Below are 24,131 nucleotides of genomic sequence, written 5' to 3'. Positions count from 1 at the left end.
AGATCAAAGCTGCTATTTTTCCGCTTTTCCATCCATACTATGAATGAGAATGGAGGAGTCCTTACATGAATGATCAAACGGCAAACTTAAAACGGGGTGAGAAAGGCGCGATTCTTAATATCGCCGCGTACCTCATCCTTGCCGCCGTCAAACTGGTGATCGGTCTTATTTATCATTCTGAAGCGCTCAGAGCGGACGGGTTAAATAATGCCACGGATATTGCCGCATCACTGGCTGTGCTGATCGGGCTCCGGATTTCCCAGCGCCCCGCTGACACTGATCATGCCTACGGACATTATCGGGCTGAAACAATTTCTTCATTAATTGCGTCTTTTATTATGATGGCGGTCGGTATTGAAGTGCTGATCGGAGGAGCAAAGGCGATTGTCAGCGGAACGGAGGCCGAGCCGAGCCTCATTGCGGCATGGACGGCGCTCGGAAGCGCGATTGTAATGTACGGCATGTATGTATATAACAGCCGTCTTGCGGATCGGGTTAAAAGTTCTGCGCTTCATGCGGCGGCGAAAGACAGCCGTTCTGACGCCTATGTCAGTATTGGGGCGTTTATAGGCGTCTTAACGGCCCGGCTTCATCTGCCGTGGATTGATCCGGTCATTGCTTTTCTGATCGGAATCATCATCTGTAAGACGGCATGGGACATCTTCAAAGATGCTTCCCACTCATTGACGGACGGGTTTGATCTGAAAGATTTGGAGCCGTATAAACACACGGTGAAAGAAATAAAAGAGGTCAGCAGGCTGAAGGATGTGAAAGCAAGGTATTTGGGGAGAACGGTTCATGTGGAAATGGTCATTACGGTAGATCCGGGACTGTCTGTGAAAGAAGGCCATGAAGTAGCCGATGAAGTCGAATATGCAATAAAACATGAACATGATGTGACTCATGTCCATGTTCATGTAGAGCCTGAAGTCATAAACAAAGATCGTGAAACGAATTAAATATGCTGTGATAAAAACTCTGTGACTTCTTCGGGCGTTTTCGCGTTTGCGCTGTGAAGATGCGCTTTCTTTTCGCCGTTTTTAAAGATCAGAAGGCTCGGGATGCCCATTACCTGATATTTGTCGGCAAGCTCAGGGAGCTCGTCTCTGTTCAGTTCATACCAATCATTTTGATTATATTCTTCCAAAATATCGCCGATGAACATATTCATGCGCGTGCAGTCAGGGCACCAGTCAGCGAAAAATTTCACGATGATTTCCTTGTCGGATTGAATAAGTTCATTAAATTGTTCTGTTGTACTGATTTTTTTCATATGACACATCTCCTTTTCCATGCCATTTTAATATAAAATAAAAAGGAATTACATACAAATGCTTTCATATTCAGAATGCCCAAAAATAATTAGATCATTTTCTGAGGAAAGTGATAAGATAGTAAAGATGAATTGTTGTGGGGGGAATATCCATTGAAAACAAGTCTAGGATTGGTGTACGGCGGAAAGTCAGCCGAACACAATGTATCGCTGCAGACAGCATTAGCTGTAACAAAAGCGCTTAATACTGAGAAGTTTGATATACATCCGATTTACATCACTGAAAAAGGAGAATGGCAAAGAGGCCCGCTGCTGACTGAGCCGGTTTCCAACGTGAAAATGCTTCAGCTGGAACAAAACGGTGAAAGTTTTGCTCTATCAGCATTGAACCGGGAAATGTTTCCTGAAGCGTCGCCTGACGAAAAGGCGACGATCGATGTCGTATTTCCGCTTCTGCACGGACCGAACGGTGAAGACGGCACCATTCAGGGTCTGCTGGAATTGCTGAACGTTCCTTATGTCGGCAACGGAGTGCTTGCATCATCAGCCGGCATGGATAAAGTCATCATGAAGCATTTGTTCGCTCAAGCGGGGCTTCCGCAGGCGAAGTACGCCGCTTTCTTAAAAAAGGACTGGAAACAGACGCCGGACAGCTGCTTACAGCAGGTTGAAGAGGAGCTGGGATATCCGTGCTTCGTCAAACCGGCGAACCTCGGATCAAGCGTCGGAATCAGCAAATGCCGAAACCGTGAAGAGCTTGAAAAAGCCTTCGAACTGGCTTTTGAGTATGACCGGAAAATTGTGGTGGAAGAAGGAATCGCCGGAAGAGAAATCGAAATCGGCGTACTCGGAAATGACGAACCGAAATGCTCCGCCGTCGGTGAAATCGCGCCGAAAACCGACTTTTACGATTACAAGGCGAAATATGAAGACGGCGACACGGATTTAATGATTCCCGCGCAAGTGACGGATGAACAATATGCGGAAATCAGCGAAATGGCGATTAAAGCCTTCAAAGCGATTGACGGATCAGGCCTTGTCCGCGCCGATTTCTTCCTGACCAATGACGGGCAAGTGCTCATTAACGAAGTGAACACAATGCCGGGCTTTACGCCATTCAGCATGTTCCCGCTGCTTTGGAAAGAAGCAGGCGTAGATTACAGTGATCTGATCGAACAGCTGGTTGAGCTGGCAAAAGAACGCCATGCCGAAAAACAGCTGATTAAACATACATTTTAATGAAGACGGACACTGCCTGAAGGGGCAGTGTCTTTTCCCGTAACAGACAACATTTTCAGAAAGCGAGGTGCCACCTTTGATAAAGCGAACTGTAAAGCGAATCGCAGACATGGTCAAAGGCACACTGACAAATCCCGTATTTGAACAAACAATGATTGAGGGCGCCGCAACCGATACGCGGACTTTGGAAAAAAATCAGCTGTTCATTCCTTTAAAAGGCGAGCATTTTAACGGCCACACCTTTGTGCCGCAAGCATTCGAAAAAGGCGTTTCCGCGGTGTTGTGGGACCGCTCTGAACCGAATCCGCCGGAAGAGCGTGCTGTCATCCTGGTCGATGACACGCTGGAGGCGTTGCAAACATTGGCAAAAGCTTATTTGGAAGAGCTCGGCACACGGGTTATCGGGGTGACCGGGAGCAACGGAAAAACGACAACGAAAGACATGCTTCACGCCGTTCTCGGCACGCAGTACCGCGTTCACAAAACCGCCGGCAATTTCAACAATCATATCGGCCTGCCGCTGACTGTGCTTGCCATGCCTGAAGATACAGAAATCGCCGTTTTAGAAATGGGAATGAGCGCGAGGGGCGAAATTGATTTTCTGAGCCGTCTTGCTGAACCGGAAGCTGCCGTCATTACCAATATCGGCGAATCCCACATGCAGGATTTAGGCTCAAGAGAAGGAATTGCGGAGGCGAAACTTGAAATTATAAACGGACTTCGGGAAGACGGCGTTCTGTTTTATTTCGGGGATGAGCCGCTGCTCCGCCAAAAGGCGTACACTTGCCGGACAACGACATACGGCGCAGGCGCGGACAATGATCTCCGCCTGAAAGAAATAAAACAGGCGGAAGAAGGCACGTACTTTAATATCGACGGGATCGACCGTTCTTTCTTTATTCCCGTTCTCGGCAGACATAATGTGATGAATGCCATGGCCGCATACGCCGCCGGCATCTATTTCGGCATTACGCCGGAAAATGCCGCTCTGGGACTGAGCCGCCTGAAGGTGACGGGGATGAGATTGGAACTGGTCAAAACGGACAACGGCATCTCGATCGTAAACGACGCGTATAATGCGAGCCCGACGTCAATGAAAGCGGCGGTCGAATTAATTGAAACGATGAAAGGCTATCGGAAGAAAATGCTCGTGCTCGGTGATATGCTTGAACTTGGTGATGAAGAAAAAGCATTCCACGAAGAATGCGGAGCTGCGGTCAATCCGGCGGAAATCGACCATGTATTTACTTACGGCACACTCGGCGCATTCATCGCTGACGGAGCGCGCCGGCATTTTGAAGAAGGGCGCGTCAGCCATTATCTTGACAAAAAAGAACTGCTTCACGCCATACAGGAAATGGCCGCTTCCGGCGATCTCCTTCTGTTTAAAGCATCGAGAGGTATGAAGCTCGAAGAAATCGTTAAAGATTTATTAGAGAAGAACTGAAAAAATACTGATCAGCATTATAAAAATATACAAAAATGAAGAAACTAATTCAGGGTGAAATAATTCTGTCCGTATGAAAAAGAAAGACCGCCGGCTGGGAAATCCCGTCCGGCGCGGGGGCCGGCCTCGTTCGCGGGAAGAATTCGGTCAGGCCGCTTCCGGCCGCCTGACCATCTCGCCTTATTGAAAAACACATAGTGTAATGGTAAGATTAAACGTAAAGTAATTCGGGCTTTGTATACGTATGATCCTGTCCTTTGGATGAAAGGGCGGTTTTTAGTGGTAAATCACGACATTACTGAAACAGCAATTAGAAGGAGTTTGAATAATTTGACTATAACGTTTCAAGATTTTCAATTAAGTTCTGATCTCATGAAGGCAATTAATCGTATGGGGTTTGAAGAAGCAACGCCGATTCAGGCACAAACGATTCCGCTCGGACTTTCAAATAAAGACGTCATTGGACAAGCGCAAACAGGTACAGGTAAAACAGCTGCGTTTGGTATACCCCTTGTTGAAAAAATGAACCCCGAGTCTCCTAATATTCAAGCAATCGTAATCGCGCCAACCCGTGAATTAGCCATTCAAGTATCTGAAGAGTTATATAAAATCGGACAAGATAAGCGTGCGAAAGTGCTGCCTATTTATGGCGGACAGGATATCGGACGTCAGATCCGCGCATTGAAGAAAAACCCGCATATCATCGTAGGTACGCCGGGGCGTCTTCTTGACCATATCAACCGCCGTACGATCCGTTTAAACAACGTGAATACGGTTGTCATGGATGAGGCTGATGAAATGCTGAACATGGGATTCATTGATGATATTGAATCCATTCTCTCAAATGTACCGAGCGAGCACCAAACGCTCTTATTCTCAGCAACAATGCCTGCGCCGATCAAACGGATCGCAGAGCGTTTCATGACTGAGCCGGAACACGTAAAAGTAAAAGCGAAAGAAATGACTGTGTCCAACATTCAGCAGTTCTACTTGGAAGTGCAGGAACGCAAAAAATTCGATACCCTGACTCGTCTTCTTGACATTCAGTCTCCGGAACTTGCGATCGTATTCGGACGTACGAAACGCCGTGTCGATGAGCTTGCTGAAGCCCTGAACCTTCGCGGATATGCGGCCGAAGGAATTCACGGCGACTTAACGCAGGCGAAACGTATGGTTGCGCTTCGTAAATTTAAAGAAGGTGCGATCGAAGTGCTTGTAGCGACTGACGTTGCCGCCCGCGGACTTGATATCTCAGGCGTTACCCACGTTTACAACTTTGACGTGCCTCAAGATCCTGAAAGCTACGTTCACCGTATCGGAAGAACGGGACGCGCAGGAAAAACGGGTATGGCGATGACGTTTATCACACCGCGTGAGAAAAACATGCTTCGCGCGATCGAACAAACGACAAAACGCAAAATGGACCGCATGAAAGAGCCGACGCTTGACGAAGCATTAGAAGGTCAGCAGCAGATGACGGTTGACCGTCTGCGCACGGCGATCAGCGAAAACAACCTGAACTTCTACATGACGGCAGCTGCGGAATTGTTAGAAGATCATGATGCAGTGACAGTTGTGGCTGCAGCCATTAAAATGGCGACAAAAGAGCCGGACAGCACGCCTGTACGCCTCACTGATGAAGCGCCGATGGTCAGCAAACGCTATAAAAACCAGCGTACTTCTAAGCGCAGAGAAGGCCAAGGCGGCGGCTACCGCGGCGGCAAAGGGAAAACCAACAACCGTTCTTCCTACGATAAAAAACGCTCAAGCGACCGCCGTTCTTCAGGTGACAGACGCCAGAAAAAATCATACTAAGACACAGGAAGCGGACCCTTTTACGGGGTCCGCTTTTTTTGATATGCCGGAAAGTGAATCTTTTTTGCAAATCAGCCGTATTTGTATGTATGATAAAAAATGGGAGGTAGGTATGTTGAGAGCACAGCCAAAAAATCGAATCAGTCCAAGCGGCTTAAAAGTCTGGCGTCTTCAGGAAATCATCCTGTCCGCCTTCTGTCTTCTGGCCGTTATAGCAGCAGCTGTTTTAAGCCATTTCTTCCATTGGCCGTATTGGATCACCGGAGTCCTCGGCATCATTTGGATCTTCGGTTCAGTGATATCCATCTATGCCATACCGAAAATCAGGCACAGGATCTGGCGCTATGAAGTCCATGAAAATGAAATTGATATTCAATCCGGCATTTTTATTGTCAAACGGGTCATTGTGCCGATGGTGAGGGTGCAGCACGTAGATACTTCACAAGGCCCGCTCCTCAGAAGGTACCGTCTGGCCTCAGTCAAAATCTCCACGGCGGCAACCGTTCATTCCATTCCGGCGCTTGATATGGAGGAAGCTGACCGGCTGAGGGATTCCATTTCCCGTCTGGCAAGGGTGACGGAAGATGATGTCTGAGCCGAAACGTCTGCATCCGGCGGCCGTGATTTTGAACTTATTCCATACTATTATCGAAACCATTAAAAACATTATTCTGCCATTTTTTCTCGTCTATATTGTTAATTCCAACCACTTCATCCGCTTTTACGGAGGCATTGCGCTCGCCGTCCTGCTTATCTGGCTGATTACGGCTAGTGTGATCGAGTGGAGAAAATTTACATACCGGATTGAGGACGGAGAATTCAGAATTGAAGAAGGCTTGTTTTTTACGAAAAAGAGATACATCTCCATTGACCGGATTCAATCAATGAATACGAGTGCCGGCATCATTCAGCAGCTTTTTAAGCTTGTTAAGCTTCAAATCGAAACGGCCGGCGACGGGAAAAACGCCGAGGCTGTCTTATCCGCCATTACTGTGGAAGAGGCGGAACGGATCAGAGCGGCTGTTTTTCAGCAAAAAGCGGAGCAAGAAGAACGAGGGGAGACCGCAGCGGAGCAGGAGCCGATGCGCGGGGAAGATGTGCAATCCGTTTACCGCCTGTCTGTAGGTGAGCTGCTTATGGCCGCCTCAACATCCGGGGGAATCGGTGTCATCATCTCAGCGGTATTCGCCCTCTTTTCTCAGATTGATGAAGTACTTCCGATGGACTGGCTCTATGACAGGTTCTCCTTTCTCAAGCATGCGAGCATCGGCATATACGCCGTGATCATTTTCATAGGATTGTTCATCGCATGGCTGTTAAGCATCGCCGGTATGATGATCAAGCATGCCAACTTTAAGATAGAAAAAAAAGAACACGAATTGGTCATTACCAGAGGAATTATTGAAAAACATCAAGTGACGATCCCGCTCCGTAAAATCCAAGCCATTAAAATGAAAGAAAATGTGATCAGGCAATTATTCGGATACGCGACGGTTGCGATTGTCAGCGCCGGCAGTGCGGGGAATGAGAAAGAAGGAGCACAGACGATTCTGTTTCCGATCATCCGCAAATCAAAGCTCGGAGTGATGCTGAACGGTTTCACACCGGATTACGTGCTGGAAGAAAACCGGAATCATTTGCCGAAAAGGGCGCTGCGCCGGTATTTATTCCGATCCATAATCTTCTCGGTTTTCGTGATCATCCCGCTTTGTATTCTGTTTAAACCGTGGGGATATGCATCGCTCCTTGTGCTTCCCGTCGAAATGGTGCTTGGATATGCCTCGTTTAGGACAGCGTCATGGTGCATAAACGGCGGCAGGCTTCAGATCACCACGAGGCTGGTCGGGAAGACGACCACGATTATGCTGAGAAGAAGAATGCAGATGTTTGAAGTCAGCCGTTCCTTTCTGCAAAAAAGAAGGCGGCTCGCATCTGTGGCTACCGCAGTGAAATCAGCTCACCACATGGAGCATGTCATGCTGAAGGATGTCAGCGAGGAAGATGCCGAACGCATCGGGCGCTGGTATTCATATGAAAAAGCGGACGGTTAATACCGCCGCTTTTTTTGCTGCACGCATAAAAAGGAAAGCAAAAATCCGCCTGCCAGTCCGAACAAATGCGCCATAATGTTAATATTAGAGTTGATAAACGTCGACAGTACCGCGATGATAAGCAGGGTCATAATCATTTTCGACTGATCCCGGCCGATCAGCTCCTTGCGGAAAACAGTCAAAAACACATACACGCCGAAAAGTCCGAAGATCGCGCCGGATGCGCCGACATGCACATAATCAAGCGGTTCGGCAAGATACGTGCCGATATTGCCGATGATGCCCGATGCAGTGTACACAATCAGAAAACGGACTTTTCCGAGCATCTGCTCAAGCGGGGGCGCGAATAAAAAGAGAGACATGGAGTTAAACAAAAGGTGAGTGAAATTCGCGTGTAAAAACATCGGTGTCACCAGCCGCCACCATTCTCCCGAGGAAACGCCGTAATTATAGCCGGTCACAGCATCTGACCACATCATGACGGAATGAAGCGGCATACTGAAAAACAGCCACAAGAACGCCTGCAGCGCCAAAATACAGCTGACGGCCGGATAACGTCTGATAAAAGTCTGGAAATTTTCCGTTCGTATAAACATCGCAAGCCCCTTTGCATCTGATTTGTTACATATATAGTAACACGTTTATGACATAAACCGTTTTTTAGTACGGACTTTTAGGAGGAATTCACATGATTTTCGGAATCGGAATCGACATCGTTGAACTGCACAGAATTGAAAACATGCTCAGCCGGCAGGCGAGGTTTCCGCAAAGAATATTGACGGAGGCTGAATACGCTCGTTTTACATTGCTGTCGGACAAAAGGAAAATTGAATTTCTCGCGGGAAGATTTGCGGCAAAAGAAGCCTTTTCGAAAGCATACGGCACAGGTATCGGCAAAGAGCTCAGCTTTCAGGATATTGAAACCGGAAACGACACAGCGGGAAAGCCTGTGCTGGCCTGCGCCAAGCTTGACGGCGCGGCGGTTCACGTCTCCATTACCCATACAAAAGAATACGCCGCGGCACAGGTCGTGATTGAAAGGTTGTCACGCTAGTCTGCATATTAGCCGGAACCCCTTCATATATTTGATAGTGCATTAAGGGAGACAAGTTGTTTGAGGCTTTTATGGTACGCGTCCGTCCGTTCAGGGCGTACCGTTAAAGTCAAACAAGCGATTTCTTCCCTTTACATCAATTGAGAAGAAGGGGTTGAAAAAAGGTGAGAAAAAGCTTTGTTTTGCTTTTAACGGGACTGCTTGCCGTCCTTATTCTTTCGGCCTGCGGCCAAAAATCACAGGAAGATATCGTGAACGGTTTAGATAAGAAGGCGAAGGAATACACCTCGTACAAAGCGAAAGCCAAAATGACCATCGAAACGGGGAGTGATCCGCAAGTATACAATGTGGAAATCTGGCATAAAAAACCTTCCCTGTACCGGGTCTATTTGGAAAATCCGAAAAAAGACCAAAACCAAGTCATCTTACGGAACGCCAACGGAGTCTTTGTCCTCACGCCGTCTCTAAATAAGAGCTTCCGCTTCCAAAGCGACTGGCCGAATAACAGCAGCCAAGTATATTTGTTTGAGTCACTTGTAAAGGACGTGCAGCATGACAAAGACGCCGTCTATTCCGCCAAAGATAAAAAGTACACGTTTGAAACAAAAACAAACTATCAGCACAACAAAATGCTGCCGACTCAGGAAATCACTTTCAACAAAAAGGACATGAGCCCATCGCTCGTCAAAGTCATGGATACAGATCGGAAAGTGATGGTGAAAGTCGAATTCAAAAGCTTTGAATTCAACAAGCCGTTTGATAAAGACTCTTTTGACGAGAAGAAAAATATGACGCTTTCCCAGATGGACGTCGCCACAAGCGCCAAGCCGTCTGATTCATTTGCGGTCAAAACACCGCTTCAAGTGCCGGCCGGCGTCAAAAAGCTTGAAGAGAAAGATATTTCAACGGCGGACGGCAAACGGATCGTCATGACTTACGGCGGAGAAAAATCATTCACCCTTATTCAAGAAAAAGCCCATATCGCAAAAGCCGCCTCTGCCGTCACGCTGAAAGGCGAACCGGTTAATCTCGGCTTCACGGTGGCCGCATTATCTGATGCGTCTTTAACGTGGACATATGACGGAGTGGATTACCTTCTGTCATCACAGGATCTGACAAAAGATGAAATGGTGGCCGCCGCCAAAAGCATGCAGGGACAGTCGTCAAAATAACGTCAAAAAAGAGGCCGCCGCTGTCGGTCTCTTTTTTGATTCCATTTCACTTTGCAGAATAATTTTAGTATGATAATAACAATATGAATTGAAAATAATGCTAGGAAGTGTATCGAATGAACACAGCATCCTTTTACAGAGAAACGTGGGCGGAAATCAACCTGTCCGCGATTAAAGAAAATGTCACGCATATGAAAAAACACATCGGGCAAAACGTCCATCTCATGGCGGTTGTAAAGGCGAATGCTTACGGCCACGGAGATTTGGAAGTTGGGAAAGCCGCGCTTGAAGCGGGTGCCTCTTGTCTTGCCGTAGCCATACTGGATGAAGCAATTTCATTGAGGAAACGGGGCATTACAGCGCCGATTCTCGTGCTTGGCGCCGTGCCGCCCGAATATGTACAAGCAGCTGCCGAGTATGACGTAACACTCACGGGGTATTCTGTTGAATGGCTTCAGGAAGCTGCGCGCCACCTCGGAAGTAAAACAGTGCCGTTTCATCTGAAAGTCGACACCGGCATGAACAGACTCGGAGTCAAAACGGAGGAAGAAATCCAAAGCGTGTTAAAAATCCTCAGCCAAAATCCCGGTTTAGTCTGTAAAGGCGTATTCACCCACTTTGCTACCGCGGATGAGAAAAACAGAGATTATTTCCTCTTCCAGTTTAACCGCTTTAAAAAATTGATCGCTCCGCTCCCTTTAAAAGAATTGATGGTGCACTGCGCGAACAGCGCTGCCGGACTTCGTCTTAAAAAAGGCTTCTTTAACGCGGTTCGTTTCGGCATCAGTATGTACGGGCTTCGTCCTTCTGCTGACATCCAAAGCGAAATTCCGTTTCATTTAAAACCGGCTTTTGCGCTGCACTCTGTTTTATCCCATGTGAAAAAGATCCGCAAAGGGGAAAGCGTCAGCTACGGCGCAACATATACGGCAGAGAAGGATCAATGGATCGGAACGGTCCCCATCGGCTATGCGGACGGGTGGCTCCGCAAGCTGAGCGGCACGTCTGTGCTGATCGGAGGCAAACGGATGAACATCGCGGGAAGAATCTGCATGGATCAATTGATGGTCGAATTAGATCAATCTTATCCGCCGGGCACCAAAGTCACCCTGATCGGCAGCCAGAAGGAAGAAACGATCACGATGGATGAAATCGCAGGGCGGCTTGAGACGATTAATTACGAGGTCCCTTGTACCATTAGTTCCCGCGTTCCCCGTATGTTTTTGGAAAATGAGAGTATAATGGAAGTAAGAAATCCTTTACTGCAAGATAATACAAACAAGTAGCCGTCATCCGGAAAAAGAGAATTTATAAAACAGCTTTGCTTGACGTTTGAATAATGGTATCATTATGTCTGGATGGATGTATTGGTCGTATCCGTAAGTTTGGTGGAGGTGTATGTTTTTTGTCTGAATCCAGCGCAAGAACCGAAATGAAAATCAGCTTGCCTGAAAACTTAGTAGCTGAATTGGATGGTGTAGCGATGCGGGAGAAACGAAGCAGAAACGAACTGATATCACAAGCAGTGAGAGCGTATGTCAGCGAACGGACAACTCGCCATAACCGTGATTTGATGAGACGCGGGTATATGGAAATGGCGAAAATCAACTTGAATATCTCTTCTGAGGCTCACTATGCTGAGTGCGAAGCAGAAACGACCGTTGAGCGCTTAGTCAGCGGAGGATAATCATTTTGATTGTAAAGCGCGGCGATGTTTATTTTGCTGATTTATCTCCTGTTGTTGGCTCAGAGCAAGGCGGCGTACGCCCGGTTTTAGTGATCCAAAATGATATCGGAAATCGCTTTAGCCCGACTGCTATTGTTGCAGCCATAACAGCCCAAATACAGAAAGCGAAATTACCAACCCACGTCGAAATTGATGCAAAACGCTACGGTTTTGAAAGAGATTCCGTTATTTTGCTGGAGCAAATTCGGACGATTGACAAGCAAAGATTAACGGATAAAATAACTCATCTGGATGATGAAATGATGGATAAGGTTGATGAAGCCTTGCAAATCAGTTTGGCACTCATTGATTTTTAGTCATATTTTGGTTGCTCATATGGAGCAACTTTTTTTGTTTTCGAAAAACATAAGCGCTATAATAAAGAGATAATCAAACAAAATTTGTTGTTTTGTGTCGGGAGGTCAGTGAAACCCATGTCGAATCAGAAAGTGTACCAGTTCATCATTGATCAGCATGATGAACTGCTTGATACTTGGACAGCCAAACTAAAAGAAGTAGGCAATCAGGAAGACTATCAGCTTACGAATCACATATGTGAAAATATTTGTAAAGACTATATAGACATTCTTTTATTATCGACTAAAAATGACGAGGCTACGGAAGAGCAGATCAGTGAACTCGCACTGCGCGCCGTTCAGCTCGGCCTGTCACTGAAACTTCTTTCAGCCACCCTGTCAGAGTTTTGGAAACTGCTTTACGAAACGATGGTCGACCTTAATATGGCCGATCAGGACAGAGCAGATTTGATTTTGGAAATAGACAGCTTTTTCAATCCGATCAACACGGAAATTTTAAATCAGTATTCTATCTCCTGGGAAAAGACGGTTACTTTGCAAAAAATCGCGCTTCAGGAATTGTCGGCTCCGCTGATCCCGGTATTTGAGCATGTAACGGTCATGCCGCTTGTCGGGACGATTGATACGGAGCGTGCAAAGCACATTATGGAAAATCTGTTAAACGGCGTCGTAAAGCACCGTTCACAGGTTGTATTAATTGATATCACGGGCGTGCCGGTCGTTGATACGATGGTGGCGCACCATATTATTCAGGCATCGGAAGCGGTGCGGCTTGTCGGCGCGAAATGCCTGCTCGTCGGAATCCGTCCGGAAATCGCGCAGACGATCGTTAATCTGGGAATTGATTTGTCGCAGGTTATTACGAAGAATACCCTTCAAAAAGGAATTCAAACAGCGCTTGAAATGACAAATCGAAAAATCGTTTCATTGGGGGAATAACATTGTGAGACATCCAAAAATCCCGATCCTGAAACTGTATAACTGCTTATTGGTATCCATCCAATGGGAACTTGACGACCAGACAGCTTTGCATTTTCAAGAAGATCTGCTGAACAAAATCTATGAAACCGGCGCAAACGGGGTCGTCATTGACCTGACATCCGTTGACATGATCGATTCATTTATCGCGAAAGTGCTCGGCGATGTCATCACCATGTCTAAATTGATGGGCGCAAAGGTCGTATTGACGGGAATTCAGCCTGCTGTGGCGGTCACATTGATTGAACTCGGAATCTCACTTGAGGAAATTGAAACAGCGCTCGATTTAGAGCAAGGGCTTGAGACATTGAAGCGGGAATTGGGGGAATAGCGATGAACGACCAATCCTGTGTGAAAATCATGACAGAATGGGATATCGTAGCCGCCAGACAGCTTGGCCGCAACGTTGCGAAGGAATTAGGCTTCGGCACGGTGGACCAGGCCAGAATCACGACGGCTATCTCAGAATTGGCCAGAAACATTTACTTATATGCAGGCAAGGGCCAGGTCAGCATAGAACAAGTAAACGACAGAGGGAAAAAAGGCCTTAAAATTATAGCAGAAGACAAAGGACCCGGAATCCCCGACATCCGTAAAGTGATGGAAGACGGCTTTTCAACGTCAGGCGGACTGGGAGCGGGCCTTCCGGGCGTCAAAAGGCTGATGGACGAATTCAGCCTGCAATCTGTTGCAGAGGAAGGAACAGAGATTCAAGCCGTGAAATGGCTTCGGTAGGAGGTTAGAACGTGGATTTCAGGGAGGTTATAGAGCAGCGGTATCATCAGCTGCTTAGCCGATATATAGCCGAATTAACAGAAACATCTTTATATCAAGCCCAAAAATTCAGCCGAAAAACGATTGAACATCAGGTTCCTCCGGAGGAGATCATCAGCATCCACCGAAAAGTAGTAAAGGAACTGTATCCGGATCTGCCGGAAGATGTTTTTCATTCGCTGGATTTTTTAATAGAAGTCATGATTGGCTACGGGATGGCTTATCAGGAACATCAAAGTCTGAGAGATATCCAGCAGGAGCTTCGTTCAGAAATTGAAATTGCCGCAAATGTTCAGCAGACGCTGCTTGGCACAAAAATTCCTGAAGAAGAAGATCTGGATATCGGGGCGATCAGCGTCCCCGCCAAACAGATGAGCGGGGACTATTATCACTTTGTCAAAGACAAGGAATCGATTAACATCGCGATAGCCGATGTCATCGGAAAAGGAATACCCGCCGCATTGTGCATGTCGATGATCAAGTATGCCATGGACTCTCTTCCGGAGACCGGCATTCACCCCTCCCAAGTGCTGAAAAATCTTAACCGCGTTGTAGAACAGAACGTGGACTCAAGCATGTTTATCACCATGTTTTACGCAAACTACAATACGAAAAATCACCAATTTACATATGCCTCTGCGGGGCATGAACCGGGCTTCTACTACTCTGAAAAAGAAAAAAAGTTTTATGATCTGGAGGCAAAAGGATTGGTGCTGGGAATTTCTCAGGATTTTGATTACAGCCAATATGAACAGCACATGGACGAAGGAGACATGATCGTTCTTTTTTCTGACGGCGTCACCGAATGCCGTACCGAAAACGGTTTCTTAGAACGCAGTGACATTCAGCGCATGCTGGAAGAACATATGGACTGCTCCGCGCAGGATATGGTCAAAAATATTTACGACAGCCTGCTGAGACTCCAGGACTTTCAGCTTCATGACGATTTTACGTTAATTGTTTTGAAAAGAAAGGTTTAAAAAAACAGCAGCACGGGTAAAAAGCCATTAGCACGAGTAAGGATAACTTTCAGAGGTGATACGATGAATTTAACGGTAGATATGAAGGAGAATCTTTCAGATATACAAATCAATATCGCTGGAGAAATCGATGTATACTCAGCTCCGGTGGTTCGTGAAAAGCTGATGCCCCTGGCAAACGAGGGGAAGGACATGAGAATCTGCTTAAAAGATGTAAATTATATGGACAGTACGGGTTTAGGCGTTTTTGTAGGCGTGTTTAAAACGGTGAGCAAGGAAGGCGGCTCTCTCAAGCTTGAGAATCTTTCCGACCGGCTCGTCCGTCTGTTTGAAATTACGGGGCTTAAGGACATCATCGACATTTCGGCAAAGTCAGAAGGTGGCGTGCAATGAGTACATCAGTTGATTATATAGAGATGAAAATTCCGGCTGAACCGGAATATGTAGGAATCGTCAGGCTTACGTTATCAGGTGTCGCAAGCAGAATGGGCTATACCTATGATGACATTGAAGATTTAAAAATCGCTGTCAGCGAAGCTTGTACAAACGCTGTCCAGCATGCATACAATGATGAAAATAAGGGAGAAGTATCCGTGCGGTTCGGTGTGTTTGAGGATCGGCTGGAGGTCATTGTCGCCGATCAGGGAGACAGCTTTGATTTTGATCAGAAGCAGCAGGATCTCGGGCCGTACACACCTTCGCACACAGTCGATCAATTGTCAGAAGGAGGGCTCGGTCTGTATTTAATGGAAACGCTCATGGATGAAGTCAAAGTTCAAAGCAACTCTGGCGTAACCGTGGCGATGACAAAGTATTTAAATGGGGAGCGAGTTGATCATGGCACAACCATCAAAAACTACGAAACTAACTAAAGATGAAGTTGATCGGCTCATACGCGACTTTCAAACACATGATAATAAAGAAGCCCAGGAAACACTCGTCGAGGTGTATACCAATCTCGTCGAAATGCTGGCAAAGAAATATTCAAAAGGAAAAAGCTTTCATGAAGACCTCCGCCAGGTCGGGATGATCGGACTTCTCGGAGCCATTAAACGGTATGATCCCGAGGTCGGCAAATCCTTTGAAGCATTTGCGATTCCGACCATCATCGGCGAAATCAAACGCTTCCTCAGAGATAAAACATGGAGCGTACACGTCCCGAGACGGATTAAAGAACTCGGGCCGCGCATTAAAATGGCGGTGGATCAGCTGACGACAGAGACGCAGCGGTCGCCGAAAGTCGAAGAAATCGCAGCCTTTCTCGATGTGTCAGAAGAGGAAGTGCTTGAAACGATGGAGATGGGAAAAAGCTATCAGGCGCTGTCTGTCGATCACAGCATCGAAGCGGATGCGGACGGAAGCACCGTCACAATTTTAGATATCGTCGGGTCGCAGGAGGAAGGATACGAACGCGTCAACCAGCAGATGATGCTCAAAAGCGTGCTTCATGTGCTGTCCGACCGCGAAAAACAGATTATCGATCTAACATTTGTGCAAAATAAAAGCCAAAAAGAAACAGGGGACATTCTCGGAATATCTCAAATGCACGTCTCGCGCCTGCAGCGGAAAGCGGTGAAAAAACTGAGAGAGGCCTTGATTGGAGATCCCTCCATGGAGCTAATGTAATGATTCAGGTTGAAGAAAATGAACATGTTCAAACTCTTGTATACCAATTAAATAAAGAAGGCAAGTCCATATGCGGCGACAGCTTTTTTATGAAGGCGAATGAAGAAGAATTAGTTTGCGCGGTAGCGGACGGTCTCGGCAGCGGATCTCTTGCCAACGAATCCTCGTCAGCCATTAAAGACATCGTGGAAACGTATGCGGATGAGGATGTGGAAAGCATCATTGAGCGCTGCAATCAAGCGATGAAAAACAAAAGAGGGGCGACTGCCTCCATCTTAAAAATCAATTTCATCAAAAGGGAATTGACATACTGCTCGATCGGCAATGTCCGTTTCTTCCTGCACTCCCCATCAGGCGAAGTCTTTCATCCGCTGCCGATTTCGGGTTACCTCTCAGGCAAACCGCAAAGATACAAAACGTATACGTCATCATACGAAAAAGGGGCGAGGTTCATCATCTACACGGATGGGCTTGAGGTTCCGCATATCCGCACCTGCTTAAAGCAGGGACACTCAATAGAAGATATATCAAAATCACTTCATCCGTACACAACATCCAGACGTGATGATTTGACCTATATTCTAGGGCAGCTTTTATCGTAAGGCTGCTTTTTTTATGTTCCGCCGTTTTTTGATACACTAGAGAAAGAATGAAGAGATGGAGGCTTTTGTGATATGGAAACGTTAGCCCTTTTGAAAAAACAAATTGCTGAAGAAACAGCGTTATCCCAAAAACATGTCGAAAGTGTCATCCGCCTGCTGGAAGACGGCAATACCGTCCCGTTTATTGCGCGGTACCGAAAAGAGCAGACCGGCTCAATGGACGAGGTGCAGATTCAGGCAATCTCCGAGCGGTGGCAATACATACAAAACCTGACGCAGCGGAAAGAAGAAGTCATCAGATTGATCTCTGAGCAGGACAAGCTGTCGGAAGGGCTGAAGCAAAAAATCGAACAAGCGGTCAAGCTTCAGGAAGTCGAGGATTTATACCGTCCCTTCAAACAAAAACGGAAAACAAAAGCCACCGTCGCCAAAAGCAAAGGCCTTGAACCGCTTGCGGACTATATTCTTTCTCTCCCGAAAGAAAACCGCCTTCACGACATCGCTGATCAATATATCAGTGCAGAAAAAGAAGTCGCTTCAAGAGAGGAGGCCATTGAAGGCGCGAAGCACATCATAGCCGAACAAATCTCGGATGATCCTCATTTCAGAAAGTGGATTCGCCAGGAAACGTATAAAAAAGGAATTCTCACTTCCGCGGCAGGCAAGTCAGCCGCAGATGACGAGAAAAACGTCTATGAAATGTACTACGAGTACGCAGAGCCGATCCAAAAGGTCGTTCCTCACAGAGTGCTTGCGATGAACCGCGGTGAAAAAGAAGGCATTTTAAAGATTGCGATCGAACCGCCCGCCGATCAGATAAAAGCTTATTTAGAAAAGCAAATCATCAAACACCGTGAAACGCCTGTGAAAGAAACGCTGAAAGAAGCCATTGAGGACAGTTACAAACGTCTGATCCAGCCGGCTATTGAGCGCGATATCCGCAAAGAGCTGTCAGAAAAAGCAGACGCGCAGGCGATTCATATTTTCGCTGAAAACCTGCGTAAGCTCCTGCTGCAGCCGCCGATGAAGGGGAAAGTTGTGCTCGGCGTCGATCCGGCCTTCCGTACGGGGTGCAAACTGGCAGTTGTTGATGAGACGGGAAAAGTGCTGAAAATCGACGTCATTTACCCGCACGCTCCCGTAAAAAAGACAGCGGAAGCCCGGAAAAAAATCAAAGAATTGCTGGACCGGTACGAAGTCGAGGTTGTGGCGATCGGAAACGGCACGGCATCACGGGAGACAGAGCAATTCGTCGTTGATGTGCTGAAAGAAACAGAGCGGGACATTTATTATGTCATCGTCAATGAGGCCGGAGCAAGCGTGTATTCCGCGTCAGAAATCGCCCGTGAAGAATTTCCGGATTTTCAGGTCGAAGAGCGCAGCGCCGTCTCCATCGCGCGGAGGTTGCAGGACCCGCTGGCCGAGCTTGTGAAAATTGATCCTAAATCCGTCGGCGTCGGACAATACCAGCATGATGTCAGCCAAAAGCATTTAAATGAATCACTCCGTTTTGTCGTAGAGACCGTCGTCAACCAAGTCGGGGTGAATGTCAATACAGCATCAGCCGCGCTGCTTCAATATGTAGCCGGGTTATCCAAAACCGTTGCCGGTAATATCGTTAAAAAAAGGGAAGAGCTCGGAAAATTTACAAATCGCAAAGAGCTGAAAGAAATCCCGCGTCTCGGCGCAAAAACATATGAACAGTGCATCGGCTTTTTGAGAGTGCCTGGGGGACCGGAGCCGCTCGACCGCACCGGGATACACCCGGAAAGCTATAAAGAGACAAAGGCGCTGCTCAAAAAACTGCAGCTCACTGCGGATCAGATCGGAAGCGCGGACGCAAAAGAGAAAATAAGCGCACTGCCGCTGTCTGAAACGGCTGAAGAGCTTGGTATAGGGGAAATTACGCTTGCGGATATTTGCGGGCAGCTGACAAGGCCGGAGCGAGATCCTCGTGACGAAGTGCCGAAGCCTTTGCTGAAAAAAGACGTTCTGCAGCTTGAGGATTTAAAGGAAGGAATGGAATTGCAGGGCACCGTCCGCAACGTTGTAGACTTCGGAGCTTTCGTCGATATCGGCGTCAAACAGGACGGGCTTGTGCACATTTCAAAACTGAGCAATCAATACGTCAAACATCCTCTCGACGTCGTATCGGTCGGGGACATCGTCACCGTATGGGTCGAAGGGGTGGACGTGCAAAAAGGCAGAGTGTCGCTGTCTATGGTAAAATAAAAGCACTGCTTACGAGCAGTGTTTTTTTCTGTAGAAATACCAGCACTGGTTCAGCAGTTTGATTTGGTAATTGTCCTTTTCTAAAAACGCTTTTTGCATTTGTTTCATCAGCCAATTCGGCATGGCTCATTCCTCCTCAGCTTTTAGTTAGAGGTCGGTTTTAACTCATTGTATGCGAACGGTGAATTGTCCCGTTCAATGTTTTTAAAGCGGGGTGCACTTATGGATAACGAACAACTTCAAAAGCTGACGGAAGACATCTCTGCACAAGATTTCGGAAAACCGTTCCGTCACCGGGCCTTTTTCAATGACCGGCTGAAAACGACAGGCGGGCGGTACATGCTGTCTTCCCATAACATCGAATTAAACCGAAAATATCTTCTCGAACACGGGCAGAGCGAGCTGGAAGGAATCATTAAACACGAGCTGTGCCATTACCACCTTCACCTTGAAGGAAAAGGGTACAAGCACAGAGACAAGGACTTCAGAGAACTGCTTCAGAAAGTCGGAGCGCCGAGATTCTGCACGCCGCTGCAAACCAAAAAGCCACAAAAGAAAACATATATGTATAGATGCGCGGCCTGCGGCCAACAGTATATAAAGAAGCGGGCAATGAACCCGGAAAGATATGCCTGCGGAAAATGCAGAGGGAAAATCAAAAGAATTTTTTAAAAAGGCTTGACTCATTTTAATGTTCTATGTTAAATTATAAAAGTCGTTGAGAGACAACGACACTTTCTCAAAAAAATAAATGTTGCTTCTTGACACAATATGTCGCATCATTTATAATAAAGAAAGTCTGATTATTCCACAGTAGCTCAGTGGTAGAGCTATCGGCTGTTAACCGATCGGTCGCAGGTTCGAATCCTGCCTGTGGAGCCATATGGAGAAGTACTCAAGTGGCTGAAGAGGCGCCCCTGCTAAGGGTGTAGGTCGCGTAAGCGGCGCGAGGGTTCAAATCCCTCCTTCTCCGCCAGATAAGTTCTCAACCAGACGGCCCGTTGGTCAAGCGGTTAAGACACCGCCCTTTCACGGCGGTAACACGGGTTCGAATCCCGTACGGGTCACCATTTACCTTCGTTGGGCTATAGCCAAGCGGTAAGGCAACGGACTTTGACTCCGTCATGCGTTGGTTCGAATCCAGCTAGCCCAGCCATTTTATTTAAAAATTTTGATTCACTTTTAGAGCGAGCCATTAGCTCAGTTGGTAGAGCATCTGACTTTTAATCAGAGGGTCGAAGGTTCGAGTCCTTCATGGCTCACCACTTGTCACGCGGGTGTGGCGGAATTGGCAGACGCGCTAGACTTAGGATCTAGTGTCTTACGACGTGGGGGTTCGAGTCCCTTCACCCGCACTTTATTTTCAAAGTGCTGATCATCATCACTAGCTTATATGCTTAGTGGAAAGACAGCTTCATAGCACGCGGTCGTGGCGGAATGGCAGACGCGCTAGGTTGAGGGCCTAGTGGGTGAATAACCCGTGGAGGTTCAAGTCCTCTCGGCCGCATCTCAATAATACCAAGGGTTTAACTACCTTTGGTATTATTTTTTTATGTATAAAATGCAACCCTGTAGAAAATTTTATCATTAACCACATAGTAAACTTCCTTTGGAATTCGGTTATTTTGTAATAGACGATTAGAAACAAGAAGAGATAAATTAGAAATGAAGGTCATCCTCATTTAACCTCAATTGTGGTAGAATTGATCTAAAATAACATGGAGGATTTATGAAATTATGGATGATCTAGCAAGATTGATTTGTGGTGACTATGCTCAACATAAATCAATTGAAAGTCTGTATGATGTACTCTTTAATAATATAAAAAACATGGAAACAAGAATTAATGTTTTGCTAACTAATGATAGTGATGATTTGACCTTATTAGGCCCTTTTTATGCAAGAAACATATTGGAATCTTCATGTTCAGCTTTAATAGGAAGATTTGATCCTTTTAGATTGATTTACGTGCACAAAATTCAATCTTTAGATAGCTATAGTATTGGTAAGAAATCAAGTGGAGCGATAAATTGGAATGGTGATGTTTTTGAAAAAAAATCAAACGGTGCTATATGGAACCCAGATAAAGAATTTCAAAAGGTAGGGCGAGGCCTCTTTGGAGATGCATATGGTGATACATTTTGGAATCCTGCTTATCAGATGTTGATTGATGATGAGACCATTCAAGATGATGAATCATTAGATTATTACCGAAGTTCAGTTGACCCAGATAAATTCACAGAGTTTTTAAGAACACGATCGTCTAAAATTTATTCATCCCTTTCCAAGGGGGTACATAGTGAATTTTTGATTAAACCAGAAATAATATATGATAAATCAACTGTAGTCGAATTATTATTAGATGCTGTGAAATTTTGTTCTATTATTGGACTTGTTAGTCATTATATAGACTCTTGTATTTGTCGTTTGCCTTATGATAACGCTTTTGTAATCTATCAAAAATTATATAATTGGGTGGAGAATCATTATGAGTGATTTATTTGATAGCAAATTAATATTGGCAGCAGAAGATTTTCCAGATGAAGAGTTTCGTAAATATCATACTTTTTCTAAGTACGAAAATAAAATTATAAGAAAATTAATAGCTCATGGACCGGTACTTATAAGGGGAGGGCGAGGAAGTGGAAAAAGTGCATTATTAAAAGAAGCTTATTTTAGATCGAATGAAGGAGATCTCTCTGAAAATGTTCTGGGAGTTTATGTGAGCGTTAGGCACCTTCCCTTACTTAGGGCAGAAGGGAAAGATTATGAAGATATATTTTGTAAGTTACTAATAGATAAAATAAGAATTGCTATTGACAAGTATATAGATATTCCTGTTGATGATTTCAGTCCTGCTTCAGAGATCGGGACTATTCAAAGTGAACTTACGAATCTATCTGAGAAAATTGAAAAACGTATAATACTGTTTTTCGATGATGCTGCACATATAGGTAGAGAAACATCTTTAAAAGAATTTTTTGATATCTTCAGAACTTTATCAAGCAATACTATTTCATGTAAAGCGACTATTTATCCAGGTGTTACAGAGTTCGGTTCTAGATTTGATTTGCTTAATGATGCAACAGTAATAGATATTTCACGGAATGAGGAAAACCCATCTTTTACGTCATTCTTTAAGGAAATATTAGAAAGGCGGTATTCAAATTCCTCGCTTCAAGAGTTCTTAAAAGTTTCTATTGAGGATTTTTCGGGATTTGTTGGTAGAGCAGTTACGGGTAATGTTAGAGCATTTATTTATGCAATTAATCACATTATTGAAATATCGGAAGAACATGAAGTAATTGGGCTCCGTGAAATTGAAGCAACATTAAAACATTTAGCAACAGAATACTACTGGCCCTTACTTGAAGAATTAGAACCGAAGCTTGGAAAATATGAACCCTTAATAAGGCCTACTAGAGAGCTTACAGAGACGTTATATAAAGAAGTTAGTTACTTTGTGGACAGGCCGGGGTATGGTCCTTCTTGTTTAATTCATCGAGATGTAATTGAACGGCTAAAAAAACTTTTCGAAATAATGGAGTATGCTGGTTTTATTGTAAAACGAGATTCATCCAGAGCAATGAAAAGTGGTGGAAGAGGAACTAGGTATATTTTGAATTTATCAAGTTTGTTGGAAGTTATCCCGGGGAATAGACTCACGACGGATTTATTCAAAAAATGGAATAGTATAGAAAAGGAATATCCTCAAATATATAAACGAGGTGTATTAGATAATATAATTCTTCCTGAATTAAAAGGAAATGGGTCTCTAGGGATTTTAGAAAAACCAATCTCTGTGCTTAAAAAATCAAATGCATATCCGTATGGCTTAACTTCTAGAAGAATAGAAATTTTAGAGAGTAGTAACTTCAAAACAGTTGGGGATTTAGCTGACGCGAATGATGATCAAATACTAGAATTAGAGAGAATTGGAGACCACTGGTTAGGTCGAATAAAAAGTGTTGTTGGGCAAGCTATTTGGATGTAATTTATATTGGTGAGTGGGTCGGAAAACCCAACCTCTATCTTAAATATTTCCCATTTAAAAAGAAGAGTAGGCAAGTTGCTACTCTTCATCTTTTTATCCACTATCTTGTGCTATTTGTGAGAGAATAAATAACCATAAGAAAAGGCAGCTGAACAATGCCCTAAAGGGATTTTTCAGCAGAAAATTTTTGTTTTGATGGATAAAATAAGAAAATGCGTGGATGCTAACCATGAAAAAGGTTTGTTTATCAGTGACGCTTTCAGTAAGAATTGAATATTTTTTATTCTCTTCAAAGAACTTTTTCACTCCAGAGTAATTCACATTTAACCTCACATACATTTAATTTTGGTTTGCAATTCATCGATCTTATTAAGTTCATACTCATAATCACAGTTTTCTTCTAAAACAAAATTCATAGTTTCAAAGAAACTTTTCGCATTCTTTAAAAGTGATTCAAAAAAATCAAGTTTCGGTAGTAATACTTTTTGTTTTTGGTCAATTTCAAATAACAACATATCATTCGATATTGATTTCATTTTCAATAGAAGGGGTTGATCTGGAAAATAAGTTTCGCTTTTTCCCGTTTCAATAGCTTCTTCAATTAGATTTAAAAAATAAGCCCACAATTGGTCAACCAAGTCCCACATAGTGACATCAAGCAAATCTTGTTCACCATATTTTAAAATAATCGCCCCACATAAATAGTAAGAGTCTAACTGTGGTTTTATGCTCTTTAGTCCCTCTATATTGTTAAGGGGGACAAAGTAATCGTTAACATTCTTTTTTAAGACTGAAAGATCCTTTATCTTCTTATTTGGCTTGAGAATTAATGATTGTATATAAAACATTCT

General features: G+C 45.0%; 27 protein-coding genes and 7 tRNA genes. 30 read left to right on the top strand and 4 right to left on the bottom strand.

The annotated features are described in order from the left end of the window. Positions 1 to 65: 65 nt before the first annotated feature. Positions 66 to 959 (top strand): cation diffusion facilitator family transporter, encoded by an 894-nt coding sequence (locus tag ACWHAR_RS15525; protein WP_032872987.1) that lies wholly within the window; start codon positions 66 to 68, stop codon positions 957 to 959. Here ACWHAR_RS15525 and ACWHAR_RS15520 read toward each other — a convergent pair. After that, a complete protein-coding gene (locus ACWHAR_RS15520) occupies positions 956 to 1,273 on the bottom strand; it encodes a thioredoxin family protein (protein ID WP_003156200.1) in 318 nt (105 codons plus the stop codon). The genes ACWHAR_RS15525 and ACWHAR_RS15520 overlap by 4 nt on opposite strands. A gap of 153 nt (positions 1,274 to 1,426) precedes the next feature. On the opposite strand from ACWHAR_RS15520, the gene ACWHAR_RS15515 reads away from it, so the two are divergent. The 5 genes from ACWHAR_RS15515 (at position 1,427) to ACWHAR_RS15495 (ending at position 7,825) form a co-directional block, all read left to right on the top strand. Next, positions 1,427 to 2,512: a D-alanine--D-alanine ligase gene (locus tag ACWHAR_RS15515; RefSeq protein WP_032872989.1), complete on the top strand. Its 1,086-nt coding sequence runs from the start codon at positions 1,427 to 1,429 to the stop codon at positions 2,510 to 2,512. A 76-nt stretch (positions 2,513 to 2,588) separates the two neighbouring features. Further along, entirely contained in the window at positions 2,589 to 3,959 is a 1,371-nt protein-coding gene (locus tag ACWHAR_RS15510) for a UDP-N-acetylmuramoyl-tripeptide--D-alanyl-D-alanine ligase (RefSeq protein ID WP_032872991.1), read from the top strand. Positions 3,960 to 4,289: 330 nt separating this feature from the next. Next, entirely contained in the window at positions 4,290 to 5,774 is a 1,485-nt protein-coding gene (cshA, locus tag ACWHAR_RS15505) for a degradosome RNA helicase CshA (RefSeq protein ID WP_032872993.1), read from the top strand. 115 nt (positions 5,775 to 5,889) lie between these two features. Next, positions 5,890 to 6,369, top strand: coding sequence for a PH domain-containing protein (locus ACWHAR_RS15500; RefSeq protein ID WP_032873159.1), 480 nt, complete (start codon positions 5,890 to 5,892; stop codon positions 6,367 to 6,369). Next, positions 6,359 to 7,825 (top strand): PH domain-containing protein, encoded by a 1,467-nt coding sequence (locus ACWHAR_RS15495; protein ID WP_032872995.1) that lies wholly within the window; start codon positions 6,359 to 6,361, stop codon positions 7,823 to 7,825. The genes ACWHAR_RS15500 and ACWHAR_RS15495 overlap by 11 nt, the downstream gene beginning before the upstream one ends. On the opposite strand, the gene ACWHAR_RS15490 is transcribed toward ACWHAR_RS15495, so the two are convergent. Further along, positions 7,822 to 8,421, bottom strand: a complete 600-nt coding sequence (locus tag ACWHAR_RS15490; protein WP_032872997.1) for a rhomboid family intramembrane serine protease — start codon at positions 8,419 to 8,421, stop codon at positions 7,822 to 7,824. The two genes, ACWHAR_RS15495 and ACWHAR_RS15490, sit on opposite strands and share 4 nt — an antisense overlap. 92 nt (positions 8,422 to 8,513) lie before the next feature. On the opposite strand from ACWHAR_RS15490, the gene acpS reads away from it, so the two are divergent. The 14 genes from acpS to ACWHAR_RS15420 all read left to right on the top strand — a co-directional run bounded on the left by acpS (position 8,514) and on the right by ACWHAR_RS15420 (position 19,286). Beyond that, entirely contained in the window at positions 8,514 to 8,879 is a 366-nt protein-coding gene (gene acpS, locus ACWHAR_RS15485) for a holo-ACP synthase (protein ID WP_007609580.1), read from the top strand. 164 nt (positions 8,880 to 9,043) lie between these two features. Then, positions 9,044 to 10,051, top strand: a complete 1,008-nt coding sequence (locus ACWHAR_RS15480) for a LolA family protein (RefSeq protein ID WP_032872999.1) — start codon at positions 9,044 to 9,046, stop codon at positions 10,049 to 10,051. Positions 10,052 to 10,167: 116 nt separating this feature from the next. After that, complete coding sequence (gene alr / locus ACWHAR_RS15475) at positions 10,168 to 11,337, top strand: alanine racemase (protein ID WP_032873001.1); 1,170 nt, start codon at positions 10,168 to 10,170, stop codon at positions 11,335 to 11,337. A gap of 119 nt (positions 11,338 to 11,456) precedes the next feature. Further along, complete coding sequence (gene endB, locus ACWHAR_RS15470; protein ID WP_003156188.1) at positions 11,457 to 11,738, top strand: type II toxin-antitoxin system antitoxin EndoAI; 282 nt, start codon at positions 11,457 to 11,459, stop codon at positions 11,736 to 11,738. A 5-nt stretch (positions 11,739 to 11,743) separates the two neighbouring features. Continuing rightward, a complete protein-coding gene (gene ndoA, locus ACWHAR_RS15465) occupies positions 11,744 to 12,094 on the top strand; it encodes a type II toxin-antitoxin system endoribonuclease NdoA (RefSeq protein WP_003156187.1) in 351 nt (116 codons plus the stop codon). A gap of 117 nt (positions 12,095 to 12,211) precedes the next feature. After that, on the top strand, positions 12,212 to 13,033 hold the full coding sequence (locus ACWHAR_RS15460) for an STAS domain-containing protein (protein WP_003156182.1): 822 nt from the start codon (positions 12,212 to 12,214) through the stop codon (positions 13,031 to 13,033). 4 nt (positions 13,034 to 13,037) lie between these two features. Continuing rightward, positions 13,038 to 13,403, top strand: a complete 366-nt coding sequence (gene rsbS, locus ACWHAR_RS15455) for an RsbT antagonist protein RsbS (protein ID WP_003156180.1) — start codon at positions 13,038 to 13,040, stop codon at positions 13,401 to 13,403. A gap of 2 nt (positions 13,404 to 13,405) precedes the next feature. Then, positions 13,406 to 13,807, top strand: a complete 402-nt coding sequence (locus ACWHAR_RS15450) for an anti-sigma regulatory factor (RefSeq protein WP_003156178.1) — start codon at positions 13,406 to 13,408, stop codon at positions 13,805 to 13,807. Between the two features lie 11 nt (positions 13,808 to 13,818). Beyond that, positions 13,819 to 14,826 (top strand): PP2C family protein-serine/threonine phosphatase, encoded by a 1,008-nt coding sequence (locus ACWHAR_RS15445; protein WP_007609589.1) that lies wholly within the window; start codon positions 13,819 to 13,821, stop codon positions 14,824 to 14,826. 63 nt (positions 14,827 to 14,889) lie between these two features. Next, the gene (rsbV, locus tag ACWHAR_RS15440) at positions 14,890 to 15,219 is read left to right on the top strand and encodes an anti-sigma factor antagonist RsbV (RefSeq protein ID WP_003156176.1); all 330 of its coding nucleotides are present in this window, start codon (positions 14,890 to 14,892) and stop codon (positions 15,217 to 15,219) included. Beyond that, entirely contained in the window at positions 15,216 to 15,698 is a 483-nt protein-coding gene (gene rsbW / locus ACWHAR_RS15435) for an anti-sigma B factor RsbW (protein ID WP_007609591.1), read from the top strand. Before rsbV ends, rsbW begins: the two co-directional genes overlap by 4 nt. Beyond that, positions 15,664 to 16,452, top strand: coding sequence for an RNA polymerase sigma factor SigB (gene sigB, locus ACWHAR_RS15430; RefSeq protein WP_032873003.1), 789 nt, complete (start codon positions 15,664 to 15,666; stop codon positions 16,450 to 16,452). The genes rsbW and sigB overlap by 35 nt, the downstream gene beginning before the upstream one ends. Next, entirely contained in the window at positions 16,452 to 17,054 is a 603-nt protein-coding gene (locus ACWHAR_RS15425; RefSeq protein ID WP_007410234.1) for a PP2C family serine/threonine-protein phosphatase, read from the top strand. Before sigB ends, ACWHAR_RS15425 begins: the two co-directional genes overlap by 1 nt. 72 nt (positions 17,055 to 17,126) lie before the next feature. After that, a complete protein-coding gene (locus ACWHAR_RS15420) occupies positions 17,127 to 19,286 on the top strand; it encodes a Tex family protein (RefSeq protein WP_032873005.1) in 2,160 nt (719 codons plus the stop codon). Between the two features lie 9 nt (positions 19,287 to 19,295). Here ACWHAR_RS15420 and cmpA read toward each other — a convergent pair whose 3' ends face one another. Next, complete coding sequence (gene cmpA / locus ACWHAR_RS15415; RefSeq protein ID WP_003156164.1) at positions 19,296 to 19,409, bottom strand: cortex morphogenetic protein CmpA; 114 nt, start codon at positions 19,407 to 19,409, stop codon at positions 19,296 to 19,298. Positions 19,410 to 19,508: 99 nt separating this feature from the next. On the opposite strand from cmpA, the gene ACWHAR_RS15410 reads away from it, so the two are divergent. The 10 genes from ACWHAR_RS15410 (at position 19,509) to ACWHAR_RS15365 (ending at position 23,280) form a co-directional block, all read left to right on the top strand. Next, the gene (locus tag ACWHAR_RS15410) at positions 19,509 to 19,958 is read left to right on the top strand and encodes a SprT family protein (RefSeq protein WP_029326211.1); all 450 of its coding nucleotides are present in this window, start codon (positions 19,509 to 19,511) and stop codon (positions 19,956 to 19,958) included. 135 nt (positions 19,959 to 20,093) lie between these two features. Next, positions 20,094 to 20,168 (top strand) — tRNA-Asn (locus ACWHAR_RS15405). A gap of 3 nt (positions 20,169 to 20,171) precedes the next feature. After that, positions 20,172 to 20,262, top strand: a tRNA-Ser gene (locus tag ACWHAR_RS15400). A 19-nt stretch (positions 20,263 to 20,281) separates the two neighbouring features. After that, a tRNA-Glu gene (locus tag ACWHAR_RS15395) sits at positions 20,282 to 20,356 on the top strand. Between the two features lie 11 nt (positions 20,357 to 20,367). Continuing rightward, a tRNA-Gln gene (locus tag ACWHAR_RS15390) sits at positions 20,368 to 20,442 on the top strand. Between the two features lie 33 nt (positions 20,443 to 20,475). After that, positions 20,476 to 20,551 (top strand) — tRNA-Lys (locus tag ACWHAR_RS15385). A gap of 8 nt (positions 20,552 to 20,559) precedes the next feature. Next, positions 20,560 to 20,641, top strand: a tRNA-Leu gene (locus tag ACWHAR_RS15380). 68 nt (positions 20,642 to 20,709) lie between these two features. Continuing rightward, positions 20,710 to 20,793: transfer RNA gene (locus ACWHAR_RS15375), tRNA-Leu, on the top strand. Positions 20,794 to 21,023: 230 nt separating this feature from the next. Then, positions 21,024 to 21,782 carry a hypothetical protein gene (locus ACWHAR_RS15370; protein ID WP_032873007.1) on the top strand — a complete coding sequence of 253 codons (759 nt, stop codon included), beginning with the start codon at positions 21,024 to 21,026 and terminating at the stop codon, positions 21,780 to 21,782. Further along, the gene (locus ACWHAR_RS15365) at positions 21,775 to 23,280 is read left to right on the top strand and encodes a P-loop NTPase family protein (RefSeq protein WP_032873009.1); all 1,506 of its coding nucleotides are present in this window, start codon (positions 21,775 to 21,777) and stop codon (positions 23,278 to 23,280) included. Before ACWHAR_RS15370 ends, ACWHAR_RS15365 begins: the two co-directional genes overlap by 8 nt. A 329-nt stretch (positions 23,281 to 23,609) precedes the next feature. Here the strand turns inward: ACWHAR_RS15365 and ACWHAR_RS15360 are convergent, their stop codons facing one another. Continuing rightward, positions 23,610 to 24,128, bottom strand: a complete 519-nt coding sequence (locus tag ACWHAR_RS15360) for a hypothetical protein (RefSeq protein ID WP_032873014.1) — start codon at positions 24,126 to 24,128, stop codon at positions 23,610 to 23,612. Positions 24,129 to 24,131: the final 3 nt, after the last annotated feature.

The organism is Bacillus sp. LR--39 (assembly GCF_053613335.1).
Note: the sequence above shows the minus strand (reverse complement) of the source record. Positions and strands in the feature narration are given on the sequence as shown.